The organism is Streptomyces sp. NPDC088785 (assembly GCF_044750685.1).
Classification (GTDB): domain Bacteria; phylum Actinomycetota; class Actinomycetes; order Streptomycetales; family Streptomycetaceae; genus Streptomyces.
Window position 1 is genome coordinate 133,179 of record NZ_JBIVKH010000001.1, and the last position, 17,295, is coordinate 150,473.

General features: G+C 72.0%; 20 protein-coding genes and 1 pseudogene. 9 read left to right on the forward strand and 12 right to left on the reverse strand.

What is annotated here, in order from left to right:
- The first annotated feature begins 74 nt into the window (after positions 1-74).
- The gene (locus tag ACIP5K_RS00580; protein ID WP_010061466.1) at positions 75-260 is read left to right on the forward strand and encodes a DUF6104 family protein; all 186 of its coding nucleotides are present in this window, start codon (positions 75-77) and stop codon (positions 258-260) included.
- A gap of 16 nt (positions 261-276) precedes the next feature.
- On the opposite strand, the gene ACIP5K_RS00585 is transcribed toward ACIP5K_RS00580, so the two are convergent.
- The gene (locus tag ACIP5K_RS00585; RefSeq protein ID WP_401403470.1) at positions 277-1,092 is read right to left on the reverse strand and encodes a hypothetical protein; all 816 of its coding nucleotides are present in this window, start codon (positions 1,090-1,092) and stop codon (positions 277-279) included.
- Positions 1,093-1,307: 215 nt separating this feature from the next.
- Between ACIP5K_RS00585 and ACIP5K_RS00590 the strand changes: the two genes are divergently transcribed.
- A complete protein-coding gene (locus tag ACIP5K_RS00590; RefSeq protein WP_401403473.1) occupies positions 1,308-2,183 on the forward strand; it encodes a DUF4097 family beta strand repeat-containing protein in 876 nt (291 codons plus the stop codon).
- A gap of 1 nt (position 2,184) precedes the next feature.
- The gene (locus tag ACIP5K_RS00595; RefSeq protein ID WP_401403476.1) at positions 2,185-3,228 is read left to right on the forward strand and encodes a helix-turn-helix transcriptional regulator; all 1,044 of its coding nucleotides are present in this window, start codon (positions 2,185-2,187) and stop codon (positions 3,226-3,228) included.
- Between the two features lie 223 nt (positions 3,229-3,451).
- Here the strand turns inward: ACIP5K_RS00595 and ACIP5K_RS00600 are convergent, their stop codons facing one another.
- The 4 genes from ACIP5K_RS00600 to ACIP5K_RS00615 form a co-directional block, all read right to left on the reverse strand.
- Positions 3,452-4,009, reverse strand: a complete 558-nt coding sequence (locus tag ACIP5K_RS00600; RefSeq protein ID WP_401405199.1) for a Clp protease N-terminal domain-containing protein — start codon at positions 4,007-4,009, stop codon at positions 3,452-3,454.
- The gene (locus tag ACIP5K_RS00605; protein WP_111666484.1) at positions 4,009-4,218 is read right to left on the reverse strand and encodes a helix-turn-helix domain-containing protein; all 210 of its coding nucleotides are present in this window, start codon (positions 4,216-4,218) and stop codon (positions 4,009-4,011) included. Before ACIP5K_RS00605 ends, ACIP5K_RS00600 begins: the two co-directional genes overlap by 1 nt.
- Positions 4,219-4,343: 125 nt before the next feature.
- Positions 4,344-5,306 carry a zinc-binding dehydrogenase gene (locus tag ACIP5K_RS00610; RefSeq protein WP_401403479.1) on the reverse strand — a complete coding sequence of 321 codons (963 nt, stop codon included), beginning with the start codon at positions 5,304-5,306 and terminating at the stop codon, positions 4,344-4,346.
- A 155-nt stretch (positions 5,307-5,461) separates the two neighbouring features.
- A complete protein-coding gene (locus tag ACIP5K_RS00615; RefSeq protein ID WP_401403481.1) occupies positions 5,462-6,676 on the reverse strand; it encodes an NADP-dependent malic enzyme in 1,215 nt (404 codons plus the stop codon).
- A gap of 567 nt (positions 6,677-7,243) precedes the next feature.
- Here ACIP5K_RS00615 and ACIP5K_RS00620 point away from each other — a divergent pair.
- From ACIP5K_RS00620 to ACIP5K_RS00630, 3 genes are read left to right on the forward strand one after another with little or no spacing between them, the layout of a single operon-like run.
- On the forward strand, positions 7,244-8,218 hold the full coding sequence (locus ACIP5K_RS00620) for an ABC transporter substrate-binding protein (protein ID WP_401403484.1): 975 nt from the start codon (positions 7,244-7,246) through the stop codon (positions 8,216-8,218).
- Positions 8,219-8,260: 42 nt separating this feature from the next.
- Complete coding sequence (locus ACIP5K_RS00625; RefSeq protein ID WP_401403487.1) at positions 8,261-9,196, forward strand: amino acid ABC transporter permease; 936 nt, start codon at positions 8,261-8,263, stop codon at positions 9,194-9,196.
- Between the two features lie 3 nt (positions 9,197-9,199).
- On the forward strand, positions 9,200-9,961 hold the full coding sequence (locus tag ACIP5K_RS00630) for an amino acid ABC transporter ATP-binding protein (protein WP_401403490.1): 762 nt from the start codon (positions 9,200-9,202) through the stop codon (positions 9,959-9,961).
- Between the two features lie 139 nt (positions 9,962-10,100).
- On the opposite strand, the gene ACIP5K_RS00635 is transcribed toward ACIP5K_RS00630, so the two are convergent.
- Complete coding sequence (locus tag ACIP5K_RS00635; RefSeq protein ID WP_401403493.1) at positions 10,101-10,859, reverse strand: class I SAM-dependent methyltransferase; 759 nt, start codon at positions 10,857-10,859, stop codon at positions 10,101-10,103.
- A gap of 111 nt (positions 10,860-10,970) precedes the next feature.
- On the opposite strand from ACIP5K_RS00635, the gene ACIP5K_RS00640 reads away from it, so the two are divergent.
- The gene (locus tag ACIP5K_RS00640) at positions 10,971-11,621 is read left to right on the forward strand and encodes a CGNR zinc finger domain-containing protein (protein ID WP_401403496.1); all 651 of its coding nucleotides are present in this window, start codon (positions 10,971-10,973) and stop codon (positions 11,619-11,621) included.
- Here the strand turns inward: ACIP5K_RS00640 and sodX are convergent.
- Positions 11,504-11,971, reverse strand: coding sequence for a nickel-type superoxide dismutase maturation protease (gene sodX / locus ACIP5K_RS00645; RefSeq protein WP_401403499.1), 468 nt, complete (start codon positions 11,969-11,971; stop codon positions 11,504-11,506). The two genes, ACIP5K_RS00640 and sodX, sit on opposite strands and share 118 nt — an antisense overlap.
- 154 nt (positions 11,972-12,125) lie before the next feature.
- On the opposite strand from sodX, the gene sodN reads away from it, so the two are divergent.
- Positions 12,126-12,521: a superoxide dismutase, Ni gene (sodN, locus tag ACIP5K_RS00650; protein WP_324772391.1), complete on the forward strand. Its 396-nt coding sequence runs from the start codon at positions 12,126-12,128 to the stop codon at positions 12,519-12,521.
- A gap of 126 nt (positions 12,522-12,647) precedes the next feature.
- Here the strand turns inward: sodN and ACIP5K_RS00655 are convergent, their stop codons facing one another.
- The 3 genes and pseudogenes from ACIP5K_RS00655 to ACIP5K_RS00665 all read right to left on the reverse strand — a co-directional run bounded on the left by ACIP5K_RS00655 (position 12,648) and on the right by ACIP5K_RS00665 (position 14,158).
- Entirely contained in the window at positions 12,648-13,190 is a 543-nt protein-coding gene (locus ACIP5K_RS00655) for a sugar O-acetyltransferase (RefSeq protein ID WP_401405201.1), read from the reverse strand.
- A gap of 33 nt (positions 13,191-13,223) precedes the next feature.
- Positions 13,224-13,544, reverse strand: a pseudogene (locus tag ACIP5K_RS00660) (DUF952 domain-containing protein); the annotation flags it as partial.
- 26 nt (positions 13,545-13,570) lie between these two features.
- Positions 13,571-14,158 (reverse strand): dihydrofolate reductase family protein, encoded by a 588-nt coding sequence (locus ACIP5K_RS00665; protein WP_401403502.1) that lies wholly within the window; start codon positions 14,156-14,158, stop codon positions 13,571-13,573.
- Positions 14,159-14,361: 203 nt separating this feature from the next.
- On the opposite strand from ACIP5K_RS00665, the gene ACIP5K_RS00670 reads away from it, so the two are divergent.
- Positions 14,362-14,952 (forward strand): TetR/AcrR family transcriptional regulator, encoded by a 591-nt coding sequence (locus ACIP5K_RS00670; RefSeq protein WP_401403504.1) that lies wholly within the window; start codon positions 14,362-14,364, stop codon positions 14,950-14,952.
- 25 nt (positions 14,953-14,977) lie between these two features.
- Here ACIP5K_RS00670 and ACIP5K_RS00675 read toward each other — a convergent pair whose 3' ends face one another.
- Together ACIP5K_RS00675 and ACIP5K_RS00680 are read right to left on the reverse strand one after the other, a co-directional pair.
- On the reverse strand, positions 14,978-15,586 hold the full coding sequence (locus ACIP5K_RS00675) for a GNAT family N-acetyltransferase (protein ID WP_401403507.1): 609 nt from the start codon (positions 15,584-15,586) through the stop codon (positions 14,978-14,980).
- A 560-nt stretch (positions 15,587-16,146) separates the two neighbouring features.
- Entirely contained in the window at positions 16,147-17,217 is a 1,071-nt protein-coding gene (locus tag ACIP5K_RS00680; protein WP_401403509.1) for a family 2 encapsulin nanocompartment cargo protein polyprenyl transferase, read from the reverse strand.
- Between the last annotated feature and the right edge of the window lie 78 nt (positions 17,218-17,295).

Below are 17,295 nucleotides of genomic sequence, written 5' to 3' on the forward strand. Positions count from 1 at the left end.
TCCGCGTGCGGTCGGCCTATCCTGGCCGGGAATCACCGTCAGGCAGTCGTCTCGTCATCCGCACGGAGCACCCCTTGTACTTCACCGACCGTGGCATCGAAGAGCTGGAGAAGCGGCGCGGCGAGGAGGAGGTCACCTTCGAGTGGCTCGCCGAACAGCTGCGGACGTTCGTCGACCTGAATCCGGACTTCGAGGTCCCGGTGGAGCGCCTGGCCACCTGGCTCGCGCGGCTGGACGACGAGGACGACGAGGACGAGTAGGCCGTACGTCCGTCAGTCAGGTGCGGGAGGCGCGCACCCTGTCGTACGCGAAGCCCAGCGCGCCGTGGGCGAGCAGCACCGCCCCGGCGGTGATCCAGCCGGCGCTGCGGCGGCGCAGCCCGTGCAGGGCGAGCGGCGCTCCGGCGGCGAGCTGGACCGCGGCGAGGCAGCGGGCCCTGGGGCCGCGCAGCCAGGGTCCGATGCTGGTGTTGTTCTCCACGACGTCGAGTTCCGCGTGCACGGCGTCGCGCCAGCCCGGCCAGTCGACCCCTTCGGCGTCCGGCTGGACGCGGGCGACCTCGCGCAGCCGGTCGGCGGGCTCCCCGGGGCTCAGCCCGGCGGGCAGGGTGAGGCCGGCGCGGGTGAGGACCGCGAGCAGACCGCGCAGCCGGGCCCGGGCGTCCGCCCCGGAGTCGGGCACGGTGAGGGCCTCCAGCGACTGCATGTCGAGTACGGGGTCCAGGCCGAGCCGGGCCGCGAACGTGCGCAGGGCCTCGTGCTCACCGACCGGGGTGCCGTTGGCCAGCCAGACGTAGCCGACCGGGCGCCGGAAGCCGGCGGCGAGCGTGAAGCCGCCGCGGTCGGCGTCCCACCACAGCGCCAGCACCGGCCAGGGGGCGCCGACGGCGAGCGCACCGGCCCAGCCGCCGAGCACGCGCTCGACGGACTCCCCGCCGGTCAGCCAGGGCTTCGTCTCCGGCACCAGGACGCTCCACTCGCGCCCGGCCCGGGCCAGCAGCATCCGCTCGCGCAGGAGCTGCGCGGCGGGTCCGACGACGGCGGGCTCGGCGCGGCACAGAAGCAGGGCACCGGCGGGTTCGGGGGACGACATGACCCCACGCTAGGGCAATTTGCCCGCCTTGGACCACAAATGAGCACCTTGGGGGCAGACCCTCACCGGGTCGGGCGTTCCCGACAGTCTTGACTTTCCACATCCGCGATATATCGTGTTTACGAGGGAACGCGATATGGCGTGTCACACCGGCAGCGGTCCGCACCCGCCCCGCTCGTCCCACCCGTCCCGCCCGTCCCGAGGGAGGTCGCACCATGTCCGAGTGGTCCGTCGCGGAACCGCAGAAGCTCGTCTTCGACGATCCGGTCACGACCCTGCACGTCCGTGTGGTCGACGGCACGGTGAACGTCGTGGGCACCGACGAGGGTGCCGCCCGCCTGGAGGTCTCGGACCTGGAGGGGCCGCCGCTGCGCGTGAGCCAGTCGGACGGCGTGCTCTCGGTCGTGTACGACGACCTGCCCTGGAAGGGCTTCCTCAAGTGGCTGGACCGCAAGGGCTTCCGGCGCAGCGCGGTCGTCACGCTCGCGGTTCCCACGGGGACCCGGGTCGAGGTCGGCGTGGTGGGCGCGTCCGCGGTCGTCTCCGGCATGACGGGACGCACCGAGGTGAAGGGCGTCACCGGCGACACGACCCTGGTGGGCGTCACGGGCCCGGTGCGCACCAGCTCGGTGTCCGGCAGCGTCGAGGCGCAGGCGGTCACCGGCGACCTCCGGTTCAACTCGGTGTCGGGTGACCTCACCGTCGTCGAGGGCTCGGGGTCCTTCGTGAAGGCGGACACCGTGAGCGGTTCGATGATCGTGGACCTCGATCCGGCGGGCCCCACGGACGTGGCGCTGACCAGCGTCTCCGGCGAGATCGCCATCCGCATCCCGCACCCGGCGGACACCGAGGTCGAGGCGAACACGGCGAGCGGCGCGGTGTCGAACGCCTTCGACGGCCTCCGGGTCTCCGGCCAGTGGGGCGCGCACAAGATCACCGGCCGGCTCGGGGCGGGCTCGGGCAGGCTCCGGGCGACGACCGTGTCCGGTTCGATCGCGCTGCTGCGCAGGCCGCCGGGCGAGGACGACCCGTCGGACCCGCAGCCGCAGGCCGCCCCGCAGGACCGCCCCGCCGACAAGAAGGTGCTCTGACATGTCTCCCGTCTTCGCCCACGGACGCCTGCGGCTCTACCTCCTGAAGCTGCTCGACGAGGCCCCGCGCCACGGCTATGAGGTGATCCGGCTGCTGGAGGAGCGCTTCCAGGGGCTGTACGCACCGTCGGCGGGCACGGTCTATCCGCGCCTGGCGAAGCTGGAGAGCGAGGGCCTGGTCACCCACACCACCGAGGGCGGCCGCAAGGTGTACGCGATCACGGACGCGGGCCGCGCCGAGCTGGCGGACCGCAGCGGCGAGCTGGCCGATCTGGAGCTGGAGATCCGCGAGTCGGTCGCCGAGCTGGCGGCCGAGATCCGCGACGACGTGCGGGGCGCGGCGGGCGACCTGCGCCGCGAGGTGCGGGCCGCCGCGGCCGGCACCCGCGCCAAGGGACCCCGGAGCGGCCCCTTCGGCGGCCTGGGCGACCTCGGCGGCCTCAAGGACTTCGGCGATCTCACGGACAAGGACTCGTGGCGGGTCGCCAAGGAGGAGATGCGGCGGGCCAAGCAGGAGTGGAAGGAGCAGGCGCGGCGCGCGAAGGACGAGAGCCGCCGGGCCCGCGAGGAGGCGCAGCGGGCGCGCCGCCAGGCCAAGGAGACGCAGGAGGAGTTCCAGGACATGGCCCGGCGTGTCCAGGACCAGGTGCAGGACCACTTCGCGCGGGGCGACTGGCCGACGGGGGTCCGCGAGGGCCTGGCCGAGCTGGCGAAGGAGTTCGGCGAGTTCGGCAAGAACTTCGGCAAGGACACCCCGCCCCCGGCGCGGGCACCCGAGCCCGAGTTCCGCCCGGCGACGGACGCGGTCCCGGCCGAGTACGTCCCGTCCTGGGCCGCGGAGGACTTCACCGGCGACCCGTCCCGCGACCTGGACCGTCTCCTGGACCGCTTCCGCGACGACATCCGCGACACGGCCCGCGACCACGGCGTCACGGAGGACCAGCTCCGCCGGTCCCGCCAGCACCTGGCACAGGCGGCGGCCCACATCAGGACGACCCTGCGCTCGGCGACCCCGCCCACCGAGGACTCGCCGCCCGCCGACTGAACGACGCCCCCCCCCCCCGGGAGTTCCGCGCCAAACAGCCCCTCCGGCACGTGAGGAGCGGACTCCGAGCCGCAGCCCCACGCCCTGACACCGGGCCCACCAGACGGCGGGCCCGGACCATGCGCAGGGCGCTACAGCGGGCCCGGATCCCGGCGCAGGGCATCCCACCCACCGGCCCCGGACCACAGCACAGGGCACCCAGCGCCACCCAGACCCCGCCCCCCTACCCGGCAGCCCGCCCCGCGTCCCCGTACAGCACCCGCTCCACCGCCCCGGCCGTCACCCCGCGCTCCTCCAGCACCTCGGCGGAGATACCGTCCCGGGAGACCATCGCGAGCAGCAGGTGCTCGTCCCCGATGGACCGCTCCCCGTGCGACAGTGCCACCCGCAGGGAGCCTTCCAGCACCTTCTTGGCCTCGCGGGCGAAGGGCCGGCGCCCACCGAGGCGCCGGCCGCCGGCCAGCGCCCCGACCCCGTGGACCTCCTCGACGCGGGCGACGATCTCGTCCACGTCGATCCCGAACCCGGCGAGGGCTTCGGCGTCGGCGCGGGAGAGTCCGGCCCGGCGCCGGGCGACCGCGACGGCCCGCCCGATCTCGGCCCGCCGCCCCTCGTCGGCGAGCCCGAGCGCGTCGAGCGCGAAGGCGCCCCGGCTGCCGCGCCGCTCCAGGAGGGCGAGCAGCAGATGCCCCTCGTCGACCTGCTCGGCGCGCTCGCGCTCCGCGTGCAGGACCGCCTGCTTGACGACGGCCCTGGCCGCCTCGGTGAACCGTTCGAACATCATCGCCTCCCGTACTTCTTGTGCACGGCCTGTCGGCTGACTCCCAGCTCGGCCGCGATGTCCTGCCACGACCAGCCCTGATTGCGCGCACTGCGCACCTGTACCGCTTCCAGTTGTTCGAGCAGGCGCCGCAGCGCGGCGACCGCCCGCAACCCGACGCGCGGGTCGCGGGCACCCGCCTGCTCGGCGAGATCCGTTGCCTCCGTCATGCTGTCAATGTAAGTTGACGTGCCGACCGATGTCAACCTCGATTGACACAGTCGCCGAGAAGAAAGGGCGCCCCCGACCCCGGGAACGCCCTTCGACCTCGTACGACCAGCCGTCTCCGCTCGGATCAGACGCTGAGCACGACCTTCCCGAACAGCTCGCCGCCGTCCATCCTGGCGAACCCCTCGCGGGCCCGGTCCAGCGGCAGCACCTCGTCGACGACGGGCCGCACCCCGGTGGCCGCGCAGAAGGAGAGCAGGTCCTCCAGCTCGTCCTTGGACCCCATCGTCGAGCCGACGACCTTGAGTTCCAGGAAGAAGATGCGGTTCAGCTCGGCGGCCGGCGGGTTGGGGCCGCTGGTGGCGCCGGAGATCACCAGGGTGCCGCCCGGCTTCAGGGACTTGACGGAGTGCGACCAGGTCGCGGCGCCCACCGTCTCGATCACGGCGTCCACCCGCTGCGGCAGCCGCGCCCCGGACTCCACGGCCTCGACGGCGCCCAGTTCCAGCGCCCGCTTGCGCTTGGCCTCGTCCCGGCTGGTGGCGAAGACCCGCAGACCGGCGGCCTTGCCGAGGGCGATCGCGGCGGTCGCGACGCCGCCGCCCGCGCCCTGCACCAGCACCGAGTCACCCGGACGCACCCCGGCGTTGGTGAACAGCATCCGGTAGGCGGTCAGCCACGCGGTGGGCAGGCAGGCGGCCTCCTCGAAGGAGAGCTCCGGGGGCTTGGGCAGGACGTTCCACTCGGGCACCGTGACCCGCTCGGCGAACGTGCCCTGGTACTTCTCCGTGAGGATCGAGCGGCGCTCGCGCGGCCCGACCCCGTGACCGGTCTCGCCGATGACGGAGTGCAGGACGACCTCGTTGCCGTCCTGGTCGATCCCGGCGGCGTCGCAGCCGAGGATCATCGGCAGCGCCTCCTCGCCGAGTCCGACCCCGCGCAGGGACCACAGGTCGTGGTGGTTGAGGGAGGCGGCCCTGACGTTCACGGTGGTCCAGCCGGGCCGGTTCTCGGGGGCGGGCCGCTCCCCCAACTCCAGGCCGTTCAACGGCTGATCACGGTCGATGCGAGCTGCGTAGGCGGCGAACATGACCTTGACGATAGGCCCGCCGTCCCGCCCGGGGAACCACCCCGGCCTGTGACACACGTCCTCTGGCCAACGGGCCCGGACGGCCCATCGGCGGGCCCGCGCGACGGAGAAGGCCCCGCCGGAGCGGGGCCTCGACCGGACGGACGACGCGGCACTCAGCGCCGGGCGACACCCTCGGCACGCGCCGCGGCGGCGACGGCGGCGGTGACGGCCGGCGCCACCCGCTCGTCGAACGGCGACGGGATCACGTACTCGGCCGACAGCTCGTCCCCGACCACGGCGGCCAGCGCCTCCGCGGCGGCGATCTTCATCGTCTCGGTGATCCGGGAGGCCCGGACCTGGAGCGCGCCCGCGAAGATGCCGGGGAACGCCAGGACGTTGTTGATCTGGTTCGGGAAGTCCGAGCGGCCCGTCGCGACCACGGCCGCGTACTTGTGGGCGATGTCGGGGTGCACCTCGGGGGTGGGGTTGGCCATCGCGAAGACGAAGGCACCCGGCGCCATGGAGGCGACCGCGGGCTCGGGGACCGTACCGCCGGAGACGCCGATGTAGACGTCGGCGCCCGCGAGGGCGTCCTCCAGCGAACCGGACAGGCCCGCCTTGTTGGTGATCTCGGCCAGCTCACGCTTGACCGGCGTGAGGTCCTCGCGGTCCCGGCTGACGATGCCCTTGCGGTCGGTCACCGCGACGTCGCCGAGTCCCGCTTCGAGGAGGAACTTCGCGATGGCGACACCCGCCGCACCGGCGCCGCTGATCACCGCGCGCAGCTCGCCGAGCGTGCGCCCGCTGAGCCGGGCCGCGTTCTTCAGCGCGGCCAGCGTCACCACGGCGGTGCCGTGCTGGTCGTCGTGGAAGACCGGGATGTCGAGCCGCTCCTGGAGCTTGCGCTCGATCTCGAAGCACCGCGGGGCCGAGATGTCCTCCAGGTTCACCCCGCCGAAGGAGGGCGCGAGGCGCACCACGGTGTCCACGATCTCGTCGACGTCGGTCGTCGCGAGCGCGATCGGCACGGCGTCCACACCGCCGAACTGCTTGAAGAGAATGGCCTTGCCCTCCATCACCGGGAGGGACGCCTCGGGACCGATGTCCCCGAGTCCGAGCACGGCCGTACCGTCCGTCACGACGGCCACGACGCTCGACTTCCACGTGTAGTCGTGGACGAGCTCCGGCTGCTCGGCGATCGCGCTGCACACCTTCGCGACGCCGGGCGTGTACGCCAGGGACAGGTCGTCCTTGTCGCGGATCGGCACGGTGGCCTGCACGGCCATCTTGCCGCCACGGTGCAGTGCGAACGCCGGATCGAAGGGCTCGTCAGCGCCCTCGTTGCCGAAATTCGCGTCGCTGCGAGGATTGACGATCTCCGCTGCCACTTGTCTGACCCCTTAAGTCTTATTGCTTCAGTTGAGGGTGGGTCCGCCCCTGGTTGAGGAGCGGGCGGGCACCGCGTACGTCCCAGCCGGACCCGTTTGTGGCCGGCTGCGCGGGTACGTACACGACGGGCGCGCCGCACGCGCGCCCTGAGCCCCGGATGAGGGGTGTAAAGAACCTTCTTACCTGACGGACCGTGCCGCGGACGACCCCATTCGTGATCGATCACGTGGCGGTGACATGACTCATAGCCACATGTGTGGACACGTCATGGAGCCGCACCCCAGTGGGACCCGACCTTGTGACCGAATAATGAGACAGCGGCCGGTTCGCCGGAGATTCTCCGGCCGACGGGCGATACGTCCGCAGATGATGCGGGCCCCATGCACCGTGATGTGCGGCCCTGTTGACCATCTTGAGTCACCTGTTATCCGATTTTGACATCGGCGCGCCCCTGAACGACCTGGTCCGAATGGCAAGATGCGTCATCACGCAGGTCGCGACACTCGAAGGCGTGTGCCACAGCGACCCTGAAGGCCACTCCCCCATTCCTGCCGGAGGACCCCACCATGACCGCACGCACCACCCGTCGCTCGACCGCGAAGGCCGGGAAGTCCGTGAAGACCCGGATAGCCGCGGCCGGCGCGATCGCGGTCGCCGGCACGCTGCTGCTCACCGGCTGCGGCGACCAGACCAAGAAGGACGACGCGGGCTCCGACGCGTCCTCCGCCAAGTCCGCGCCGCTGGCCGCCAAGCTCCCCGCGAGCATCCGCGACAAGGGCGTCGTCCGCGTCGGCTCGGACATCGCGTACGCGCCGGTCGAGTTCAAGGACAAGTCCGGCAAGGCGGTCGGCATCGACCCCGACCTCGCCGCCGCCCTGGGCAAGCAGCTCGGCGTGACGTTCGAATTCCAGAACGGCACCTTCGACACGCTGGTCACGGGCCTGCGCTCGAACCGCTACGACATCGCCATGTCGGCCATGACGGACACCAAGGACCGTCAGGAGGGCGTCGACTCCGACACCGGCAAGAAGGTCGGCGAGGGCGTCGACTTCGTCGACTACTTCAGCGCCGGTGTCTCGATCTACACGCCGAAGGGCAAGACCCAGGGGATCTCCACCTGGGACGACCTGTGCGGCAAGAAGATCGTCGTCCAGCGCGGCACCGTCTCGCACGACCTCGCCAAGGCGCAGGCCAAGAAGTGCAAGGGCGGCAAGAAGCTCGGCATCCAGGCGTTCGACGACGACCAGCAGGCACAGACCCGGCTGCGCTCGGGCGGCGCGGACGCCGGCTCCTCCGACTACCCGGTCGCCGCGTACGCGGTGCAGACCTCGGGCGGCGGCAAGGACTTCGAGATCGTCGGCGACCAGGTCGAGGCCGCCCCGTACGGCATCGCGGTCGCCAAGGACCAGACGCAGCTGCGCGACGCGCTCAAGGCCGCGCTCGACGCCGTCATCAAGAACGGCGAGTACCACAAGATTCTCGCCAAGTGGAAGGTCGAGCAGGGCGCCGTCAAGGAAGCCACCGTCAACGGCGGCAAGTGACCGCACAGCGCGTTCAGTTGATGTCGTTGAAAGGCAAGATCCGTGTCTGTTGACATAGCCAAGACGGGCGGCGGCGAGGACACACCGCCGCCCGCGGCCGCGCCGGAAGCCATCCGGGCGGTCCCGGTCCGGCACTACGGGCGGTACGTCGCCGCCGTCGTCGCCCTCGCCGTCCTCGGCTCGATCGTCTACGCGTTCGGCCAGGGCAAGATCCGGTGGGGCACGGTCCCGGAGTACTTCTTCGACGACCGCATCCTCACGGGCGTCGGCAAGACCCTGCTGCTGACCGTCCTGTCGATGCTGATCGGTGTCGTCGGCGGTATCACGCTCGCCGTGATGCGCCTGTCGAAGAACCCCGTGACCAGCTCGATCGCCTGGTTCTACATCTGGTTCTTCCGCGGCACCCCGGTCCTGGTCCAGCTGTTCATCTGGTTCAACCTGGGCCTGGTCTTCGAGTACATCAACCTCGGGCCGATCTACAAGGACTACTGGTCGTCCTTCATGACGCCGCTGCTCACGGCCCTGCTGGGCCTGGGGCTGAACGAGGCGGCGTACATGGCGGAGATCTGCCGCGCGGGCCTCATGTCCGTCGACGAGGGCCAGACCGAGGCGTCCCACGCGCTCGGCATGAGCCACTCCAAGACGCTGCGCCGCATCGTGATCCCGCAGGCGATGCGGGTCATCGTGCCGCCGACCGGCAACGAGTTCATCAACATGCTGAAGACCACCTCGCTCGTCGCGGCGGTCCAGTTCAACGAGCTCTTCCGCTACGCCCAGGACATCGGCCAGCAGTCCGGCGCCCCGGTGGAGATGTACTTCACCGCCGCGGCCTGGTACCTGGTCATGACGTCGATCCTCAGCGTGGGCCAGTTCTACATCGAGCGCTACTACGCGCGCGGCACGACGCGGCAGCTGGCGGACACGCCGTGGCAGAAGGTCAAGGCCAACATGCTCTCGCTCTCCGCTTGGAGGCGGTGACCCATGAACGCGATGGTCAAGGCCGAGGGCGTGCACAAGTCCTTCGGCAGCGTCGAGGTCCTCAAGGGCATCGACCTGGAGGTCCGGCAGGGCGAGGTCTTCTGCCTGATCGGCCCGTCGGGCTCCGGCAAGTCGACGTTCCTGCGCTGCATCAACCACCTGGAGAAGGTCAACGCCGGCCGGCTCTACGTCGACGGCGACCTGGTCGGCTACCGGCAGCAGGGCGACAAGCTCTACGAACTCCGTGACCGCGAGGTGGCGCTCAAGCGCCGCGACATCGGCATGGTCTTCCAGCGCTTCAACCTGTTCCCGCACCTGACGGCGCTGGAGAACGTCATGGAGGCGCCGGTCCAGGTCAAGCGCCAGTCCAAGGCGCAGGCCCGCACCCGGGCGCAGGAACTCCTCGACCGGGTGGGCCTCGCCGACAAGGCGGCAAACTACCCCTCGCAGCTCTCCGGCGGTCAGCAGCAGCGCGTGGCGATCGCCCGCGCGCTCGCGATGGACCCGAAGCTGATGCTGTTCGACGAGCCCACGTCGGCACTCGACCCGGAGCTGGTCGGCGACGTCCTCGACGTCATGCGCGACCTCGCCGAGTCCGGCATGACGATGGTCGTCGTGACCCACGAGATGGGCTTCGCGCGCGAGGTCGGCGACAGCCTGGTCTTCATGGACGAGGGCGTGGTCGTGGAGTCGGGCCATCCCCGTGACGTCCTGACCAACCCGCGCCACGAACGCACCCAGTCGTTCCTGTCGAAGGTCCTCTAGCAGGTCGCGCACGTCCCCCGCGCCCCTGAAGGCGAGCCCCGCCCGCCCGGGGGCGCGGGCGGCTGTGCCCAGCCGACGTCCCGGGGCGCGGGGAACCGCACGGCCCGCCACGGCACACCGCCCCCGGCGACGGGCCCCGTCACTTCAGGGCCAGCACCAGCGCGTCCCCGGGCGACCGCCACACGGCGCGGGCCTCGCCGAACCCGGCCCCCCGCAACGCCTCCACGTGCCAGGCGACCGACGGAGTGTCCCCCTCGGCATGCTCCGCGTAGATCTCGAACCGCCGCGCGGTGGCCTCGCCGAGCACCGGATCGGCGGCGGCCAGCGCCCACCAGTCCGCCCAGTCCACGGCCCCGCCCGCCCTGGCCCCCGCCATCCGGGCGTGCCGGAGGGCCCGCTCGGCGTCGTTGATCCGCGGGGTCGACCCGTCGACCATGTGGTCCGCGTTCATGAACACGCCCCCGTCCCGCACCAGCTCCCCGACCTGCCCGTAGAGGACGCCGAGCGGGCCGGTGTGCAGCCAGTGCAGCGCGGTCGCGGTGAGCACGGCGTCGTAGGAGCCGTGCGGCAGCGCCCGGGTCCACGCCGGGTCCTTGAGATCCGCGGTGACGAAGGAGACCCGCTCGTCCCCCTCGAAGGTGCCGCGCGCGATGGCGAGCAGCGCCGGATCGAGGTCGACGCCCACACTCGTGGCGGACGGGAACCGCGCGAGCAGCCGGTCCGTGATACTTCCGGTACCGCACGCGAGGTCGAGCACCCGGGGCGCCGTCCCCACGCACGCCTCGACCATGTCGAGCATGACCCGGAACCGCTCCTCGCGGTCGGGCATGTACCACTCCTGCTGCCGGTCCCAGCTCTCCTGCCAGGAGCGCCAGTCGGTGGGGGTACGGGTCGTCATGGAAGGCCTCCTGTACGGGCACCGCTCCCCGCGGTGCGTAATACCCTGAAAGCAGAAGTGAGCATTACGCTCACGCTGGACGACGTTAGCCCGCCCCGGTAAGGACTACAAGTGGAACTGGCCTATTACTCGGATTACGCTGTGCGCCTCGTCAACACCGAGGAGCCGGGCCGCGGCAAGGACTCCCTGACCACGGTCGGCGCGGTGCGCGACCTGTTCGGCACCAACCAGGACGCGGGCCGCCGCGCCACGGACGCCGACCTCACCCGCTTCCGCGGCGTCCGGGCACGGCTGCGCGCGGTGTTCGAGGCGGCCGACGGCGGCGACGAGGAACTCGCGGTGAACCTGCTGAACTCGCTGCTCCTGGAGTTCCCGGTGAGCCCGCAGGTCTCCGGGCACAACCACCGGGACGACGACGGGCGCCCGCTGTGGCACCTGCACCTCGCCGATCACCCGTCGAACGCGACGGCGGGCTACGCGGCGATCGCCGCGATGGGCCTGGCCTTCCACCTGACCGAGTACGGCGTGGACCGGCTCGGCCTGTGCGAGGCGGCCCCGTGCCGCAACGCCTACCTGGACACGTCCACCAACCGCTCGCGCCGTTACTGCTCGGACCGCTGTGCGACCCGCGCCAACGTCGCCGCCTACCGCGCCCGCAAGCGCCTGGAGGCCGAGGAGCGCACGGAGCGCACGGACCGCGGCGCGCGCACCGGACGCACGGCGGAGAGCGCCCAGGACAGCACGGCGCCGACCGAGCGCTGACCCTCCCCCTCCGCCCACGGCCTGCGGCGCCGCAGCCGTCCGCGCACCCGGGCGAGCACCAGCTCATCGGGGACCACGCCGTAGACGGTGCTGTCGCCGCCCGCGCCGGCGTTGTCGCCGAGCACCCACCAGCCGCCCCCGCGCCGCTCGGCGATCCGCTTCACGACCAGCAGGTCCTGCTGGAACGGGTGGCGCAGGACGATGACGTCGCCGGGTCCCACCCGCGCGCCGTGCTGCACCAGCATCCAGTCCCCCGGATACAGGGTGGGCACCATGGAGGGCCCCTCGACCTCGATGAGCTGGAACGGCACCCTGCTCTCCCGCGCTTCCTCCGCCACCGTCTCGGGCATCAGACAACCTCCCCGGTCCCTTGCGGTCCCATCCTCCACCAGTCCCAGTCTCACCCTGGACTTTTGTCCTAAGCCCCCGGGGGCACCCGAGAAAACCCGTCCTGCACGGAGTAATGTCCCACCTGAGAAGACGATCACGAGGAAGGACAGCTACATGCTTTCCCGCCTGTTCGCCCCCAAGGTGAAGGCCAGTGCCCACTGCGACCTCCCCTGCGGCGTGTACGACCCGGCCCAGGCCCGCATCGAGGCCGAGTCGGTCAAGGCCGTCCAGGAGAAGATGGCCGGCAACGACGACGCGCACTTCCAGGCGCGCGCCACGGTCATCAAGGAGCAGCGAGCAGAGCTCGCCAAGCACCACGTCTCGGTGCTGTGGAGCGACTACTTCAAGCCCCCGCACTTCGAGAAGTACCCGGAGCTGCACCAGCTGGTCAACGACACCCTGAAGGCCCTCTCGGCCGCCAAGGGCTCGACCGACCCGGCCACGGGCCAGAAGGCGCTCGACTACATCGCCCAGATCGACAAGATCTTCTGGGAGACCAAGAAGGCTTGATCCCCGATCATGCCGTTTGACCTGCGTTTTCCTTGTCGCATGGTCTTCCGGTCCGCACCTGGTCCTTCGGTCTGCCGCTCGCGGCACCCCGATGGACCAGGTGCGGTCTTCTTTTTTCGGCGCCGGTCAGCTCTCCGGGAGGCCGCGCACGACGCGCGCCGGGTTGCCCACCGCGACCACGTCCGCGGGCAGGTCGCGGGTGACGACGGACCCCGCGCCGACGACCGTGTTCGCGCCGATGGTGACGCCGGGGCAGACGATGACGCCGCCGCCCAGCCAGACGTTGTCCCCGATGGTGATCGGACGGGCCGCCTCCCACTTGGCGCGGCGCGGCTCCGCCTCGATGGGGTGCGTGGGCGTGAGCAGTTGGACGTTCGGGCCGATCTGCACGTCCTCACCGATCCGGATGGGCGCGACGTCGAGCAGCACCGCCCCGGAGTTGATGAAGGTCCGCGCGCCGATACTGATGTACGTCCCGTAGTCGACGGCGAGCGGCGGCCGGACCACGACGCCCTCGCCCAGCTCGCCGACCAGGTCGCGCAGCAGGGCCTGGCGGGCGGGCAGGTCGGTGACGCTGCTCGCGTTGTACCGCTCGCCGAGTTCGGCGGCGCGCAGGGCGTCCGCCTCCAGCTCGGGGTCGTCGGCGAGATAGAGGTCGCCGGCGAGCATGCGTTCCTTCTGGCCGCGGTCCTGGGGGCGCGGCCAGTCACGCACCTCGGTCACCGCCGCCACCGGCAACGGCCCGTACAGGTGCGGGAACCGCTCCCCGCCCGGCGCGGCCTCCTCCACCCGCACCGGGACCCCGTCGAGGCGGGCCGGGTCCACGACGAGGACCACCAGCTCGCCCGGGGCCGGGTCGCTCCCGTACAGCAGTTCCGCGACCTGGCGCACCTGGTGCGGGAACGAGAAGTGGATGAAGCCGACCTCGGTGAGCGTCCGGCCACGGGTCGACATCTCGTACGTCCCCGCGGCCCGGGCGCTCTCCCACAGGCGGCGCTCGGTGATGTGCAGCAGCTCGATCATGCCCCCAACGTACGGGGCCCGCGCGGTCACCGGGTCCTGATGTACCAGCGCACGATCACGCCGTTGCCGAACGTGCGGTTCTCCGTCAGGTCGAACCGGTCGAGCGAGGAGCGGCGCCCGCCGAACATCGGCAGGCCGGCGCCGAGCACCACCGGGTAGGTCTTCAGGACGAGTTCGTCGATCTCGTCCGCGAGCAGCCCGGCGAGCTGTGCGCCGCCGCACAGCCAGATGTCCAGGTCGCCGTCCTCGGCCTTCAGCGCGCGGACCGCGCCGGCCACGTCGTCGTGGATCAGCCGCACGTTCGGGTGCGGGGACTCGCCGAGGCTGCGCGTGAGGACGTACTCGCGCAGGTGCCCGTACGGGCTGGTGAGTCCGGCGTCCAGACCCACCTGGTAGCTCCGGCGGCCCTGGATCACGGTGTCGAACTTCTTGTTCGCGACCCCGTCGAGCCCGAGGGCCTGCCGGCCGGGCGCCGCGATCGTCTCCGGCCAGGTGCCGGTCAGGTAGGCGAGGAACTCCTCGTCGACGAACTCCATGAACATGGCGCCGTCGCCGGTCTCGTCTCCGATGAAGCCGTCGACGGACACGGCCACGAAGTACGTGAGCTTGCGCAAACCGGTCTCTTTCCTTGGGGGACAGGGGAGTTGAGGCGCCGACCGCTTCAACCACGACAGTTATAGTGCTTCATGTGTAGTGGTTGCAAGGGTCCGGTGTCCGGTGAATCCGGTGTCCGGTGAATCCGGTGTCCGGTGAATCCGGTGTCCGGCGGGTCCGGCACACGGGCAGGTGAGGAGAGGTCGATGGTGAGGCGAGGTCGATGGTGAGGAATCCCGAACGCAGGGCGGCGCTGGTCGACGCGGCGGTCGAGGTGCTGGCGGCCGAGGGGGCGCGCGGGCTGACGTTCCGCGCGGTGGACGCGGCGGCGGGCGTGCCGACGGGCACGTCGTCGAACTACTTCGCCCACCGCGACGACCTGCTCCACCAGATCGACGCCCGGCTGCACCGCCGGCTCGCCGCCGATCCGGAGACGGTCGGGGAGCTGCTGACCCGCCCCCGGGACCGGGCGCTGGTCACCGCGTTCATGCTTGACCTGATGGGGCGGGTGCAGGGGGATCGCACCGGGTTCCTCGCGCTGCTGGAGATGCGCCTTGAGGCGAGTCGCCGCCCGGACCTGCGGGCCTCGCTGAAGAGCTCGCTCCGCGGCGACCTGGACGCGGGCATCGCCTTCCACACCGGGTCGGATCTGCCGGGCGGCGCGGAGGAGGTCACCCTGCTCTACCTGGGCATGCTCGGCCTCATCCTGGAGGAGCTGACGATGCCGGGCATGCTCGACGGGGCGATCCCGGGCGCCAGCGTGCCGGACGGCGTGGTGGCGCGCCTGGTCGAGCGGATCCTGCCCCCGGAGTGACCCGGCCGCCGGACCGGACGCACGGTCAGCCGGCCTGCGGCTCGCGCCACATGGGCCACATCGTCGGACCGTCCGGGAGTTCGATCGGGCGGTCCATGACGGCGAACCCGAGCCGCTCGTAGAGGGCGCGGCTGCGCACGCTGCTGGCCTCCAGGTACGCCGGACGCCCCGCACGGTCGCACCGGTCGAGCACCGGCGTCATCAGCGCGGTGCCGAGCCCCTCGCCCTGCCGCCCGGGCGCGACGCCGATCATCCAGAGGTACGTGTGTGCGCGCCCCCGCGGGTGCGCCTCGCCGGTGAGACGGGCGATCGTCTCGATCCGCGCGTTGTCCGGGTCGACGGCCTCCCGCACCTGGGTGGGACCGTCCTCGTCATCCTCGTCGTGCGGCTGGTCCGGCACGTCCATCCACAGCGCGACGGCCGAACCGTCCTCCAGCAGATCGACATACCCGCCGCCCCCCTCGGCGAGCGTCGCATCGGTGAACGCCCCCATGAGCCCGGCATGCCGCACCCGCCGGTACTCGGCACCGGGAAACACCCAGCTGCTCACCGGATCGTCCATGAACGCGCGATCGAGCAGCCCCACGATGTAGTCCCGATCCCGCTCCCCGGCCCGCCGAATCCCCACACCCACACCAACCGCCCCCACTCCAACTCAGGCCCCACTATTGTCTGTTGACACCTTAAATGGCCCCCACCGACCACCGAGAGCGAGCCCCCATCGGGAGGCGGGGCCCATCGGGGCGCGGGGTCCACCGGGGCGCGGGGCGACAACGGAGGCGCGGGGCCCCACTGGGGCACGGGGCCCACCGGAGGCGCGGGGAACTGCGCACCGCCTACTACGGCCCCGCAGGGGCGCGGGGGGAGGGCTGCGCACTGCCCACCACGGCCCCGCAGGGCCGCAGGGGAACTGCACACCGCCCACCACGAGCCCCGCAGGGGCGCGGGGAACTGCGCGCCCAGCCACCACGCACCGCCACCCGCCCCACCACACAAGACACCCCACTCCCCCCGCCCCACCGGGGCACGGGGCCAACCAGAGGCGCGGGGCCCCACCGGAAACGCGGGGAACTGCGCACTCCGCGCCACAGGCGACCGGCACCCCCTAGCCGAAGCCTCCCGCACCACGGCGAACGGCGGCCCACCCCACGGCAGGCCGCCGAAATCTCACCCCCTCCCCCTCCCAGCGGAGCGCTACCGTTCGCGCCGCGTGACGAACTCAGCCAGCGACAACAACCCTCCCGCCACCTCCGGCGCCGGAACCGCCCGCTGCAACTCGGCCACGGCCCGTGCCATCTGATCGGCGGCCTGGGCCTGCGCCCAGTCCCGCCCGCCGGCCCGCTCGACGGCGAGCGCGATCGCCTCGATGTCGGCCGGACTCTCCGGCCCGGGCCCCGGCGGCCCGTACCGCGCGGCCAGCTCCTCCGCGGCGGGCCCACCGGAGGCCAGCGCCGCGACGACCGGCAGGGACTTCTTGCGGACGACCAGATCGGCACCGGCGGGCTTCCCGGTACGGGCCGGGTCGCCCCAGATCCCGATGACGTCGTCGATCAACTGGAAGGCGAGTCCGGCCGCCCGCCCGAACGCGTCCAGCGCCGCGACCTCCTCCTCCCCCGCTCCCGCGTACAGCCCACCGAGCGCACAGGCGCAGCCGAGCAGCGCCCCGGTCTTGGCCTCCGCCATGGCCAGGGTCTCCGGCAGGCTGGTCTCCGCCGGGTCCCGCCGCTCCAGGGCGACATCGGCGGCCTGCCCCGCGCACAGCTCCACCACGCACGAGGCGAGCCGGCCCATCGCGGCGGTCGCCACCGGATGCCCGCCCTCGACGAGCAGCAGCTGCGCCTGGGCCTGCAACGCGTCACCCGTGAGGATCGCGTCCGCGTCGCCGAACACCGCCCACGCGGTGGGCCGATGTCTTCGGGTGGCGTCGCGGTCCATAACGTCGTCGTGCAGCAGCGAGAAGTTGTGCGTCAGCTCCACGGCGGCCGCGGCCGGCACCACCTGCTCGGTGCGCCCGCCGAGGGCCCGCGCCGCGGCGAGCACCAGGGCCGGGCGCACCGCCTTGCCCGCGTGCCCCACCGCCGGGGTGCCGTCGGCGTGCTCCCACCCGAAGTGGTAGCGGGCGACCCGGCGTATGGACCCCGGCAGGGCCTCGACGGCCCGCCGCAGCGCGGGGTCGACCGCCGCCCTGGCCTGCGCGAGGATCGTCGCCGCTTCCTGGCCCTCGGGCGGCTGCACCGTGTTCGTCGCCTCCGTCGTCTGGGTCACGGGCACCCCCGGAGGCCGGTCGCGAGGTCCCGCGGTGCACCCGCCCGGAGGGGCGGGGACACGGCGTACCGGATGCGG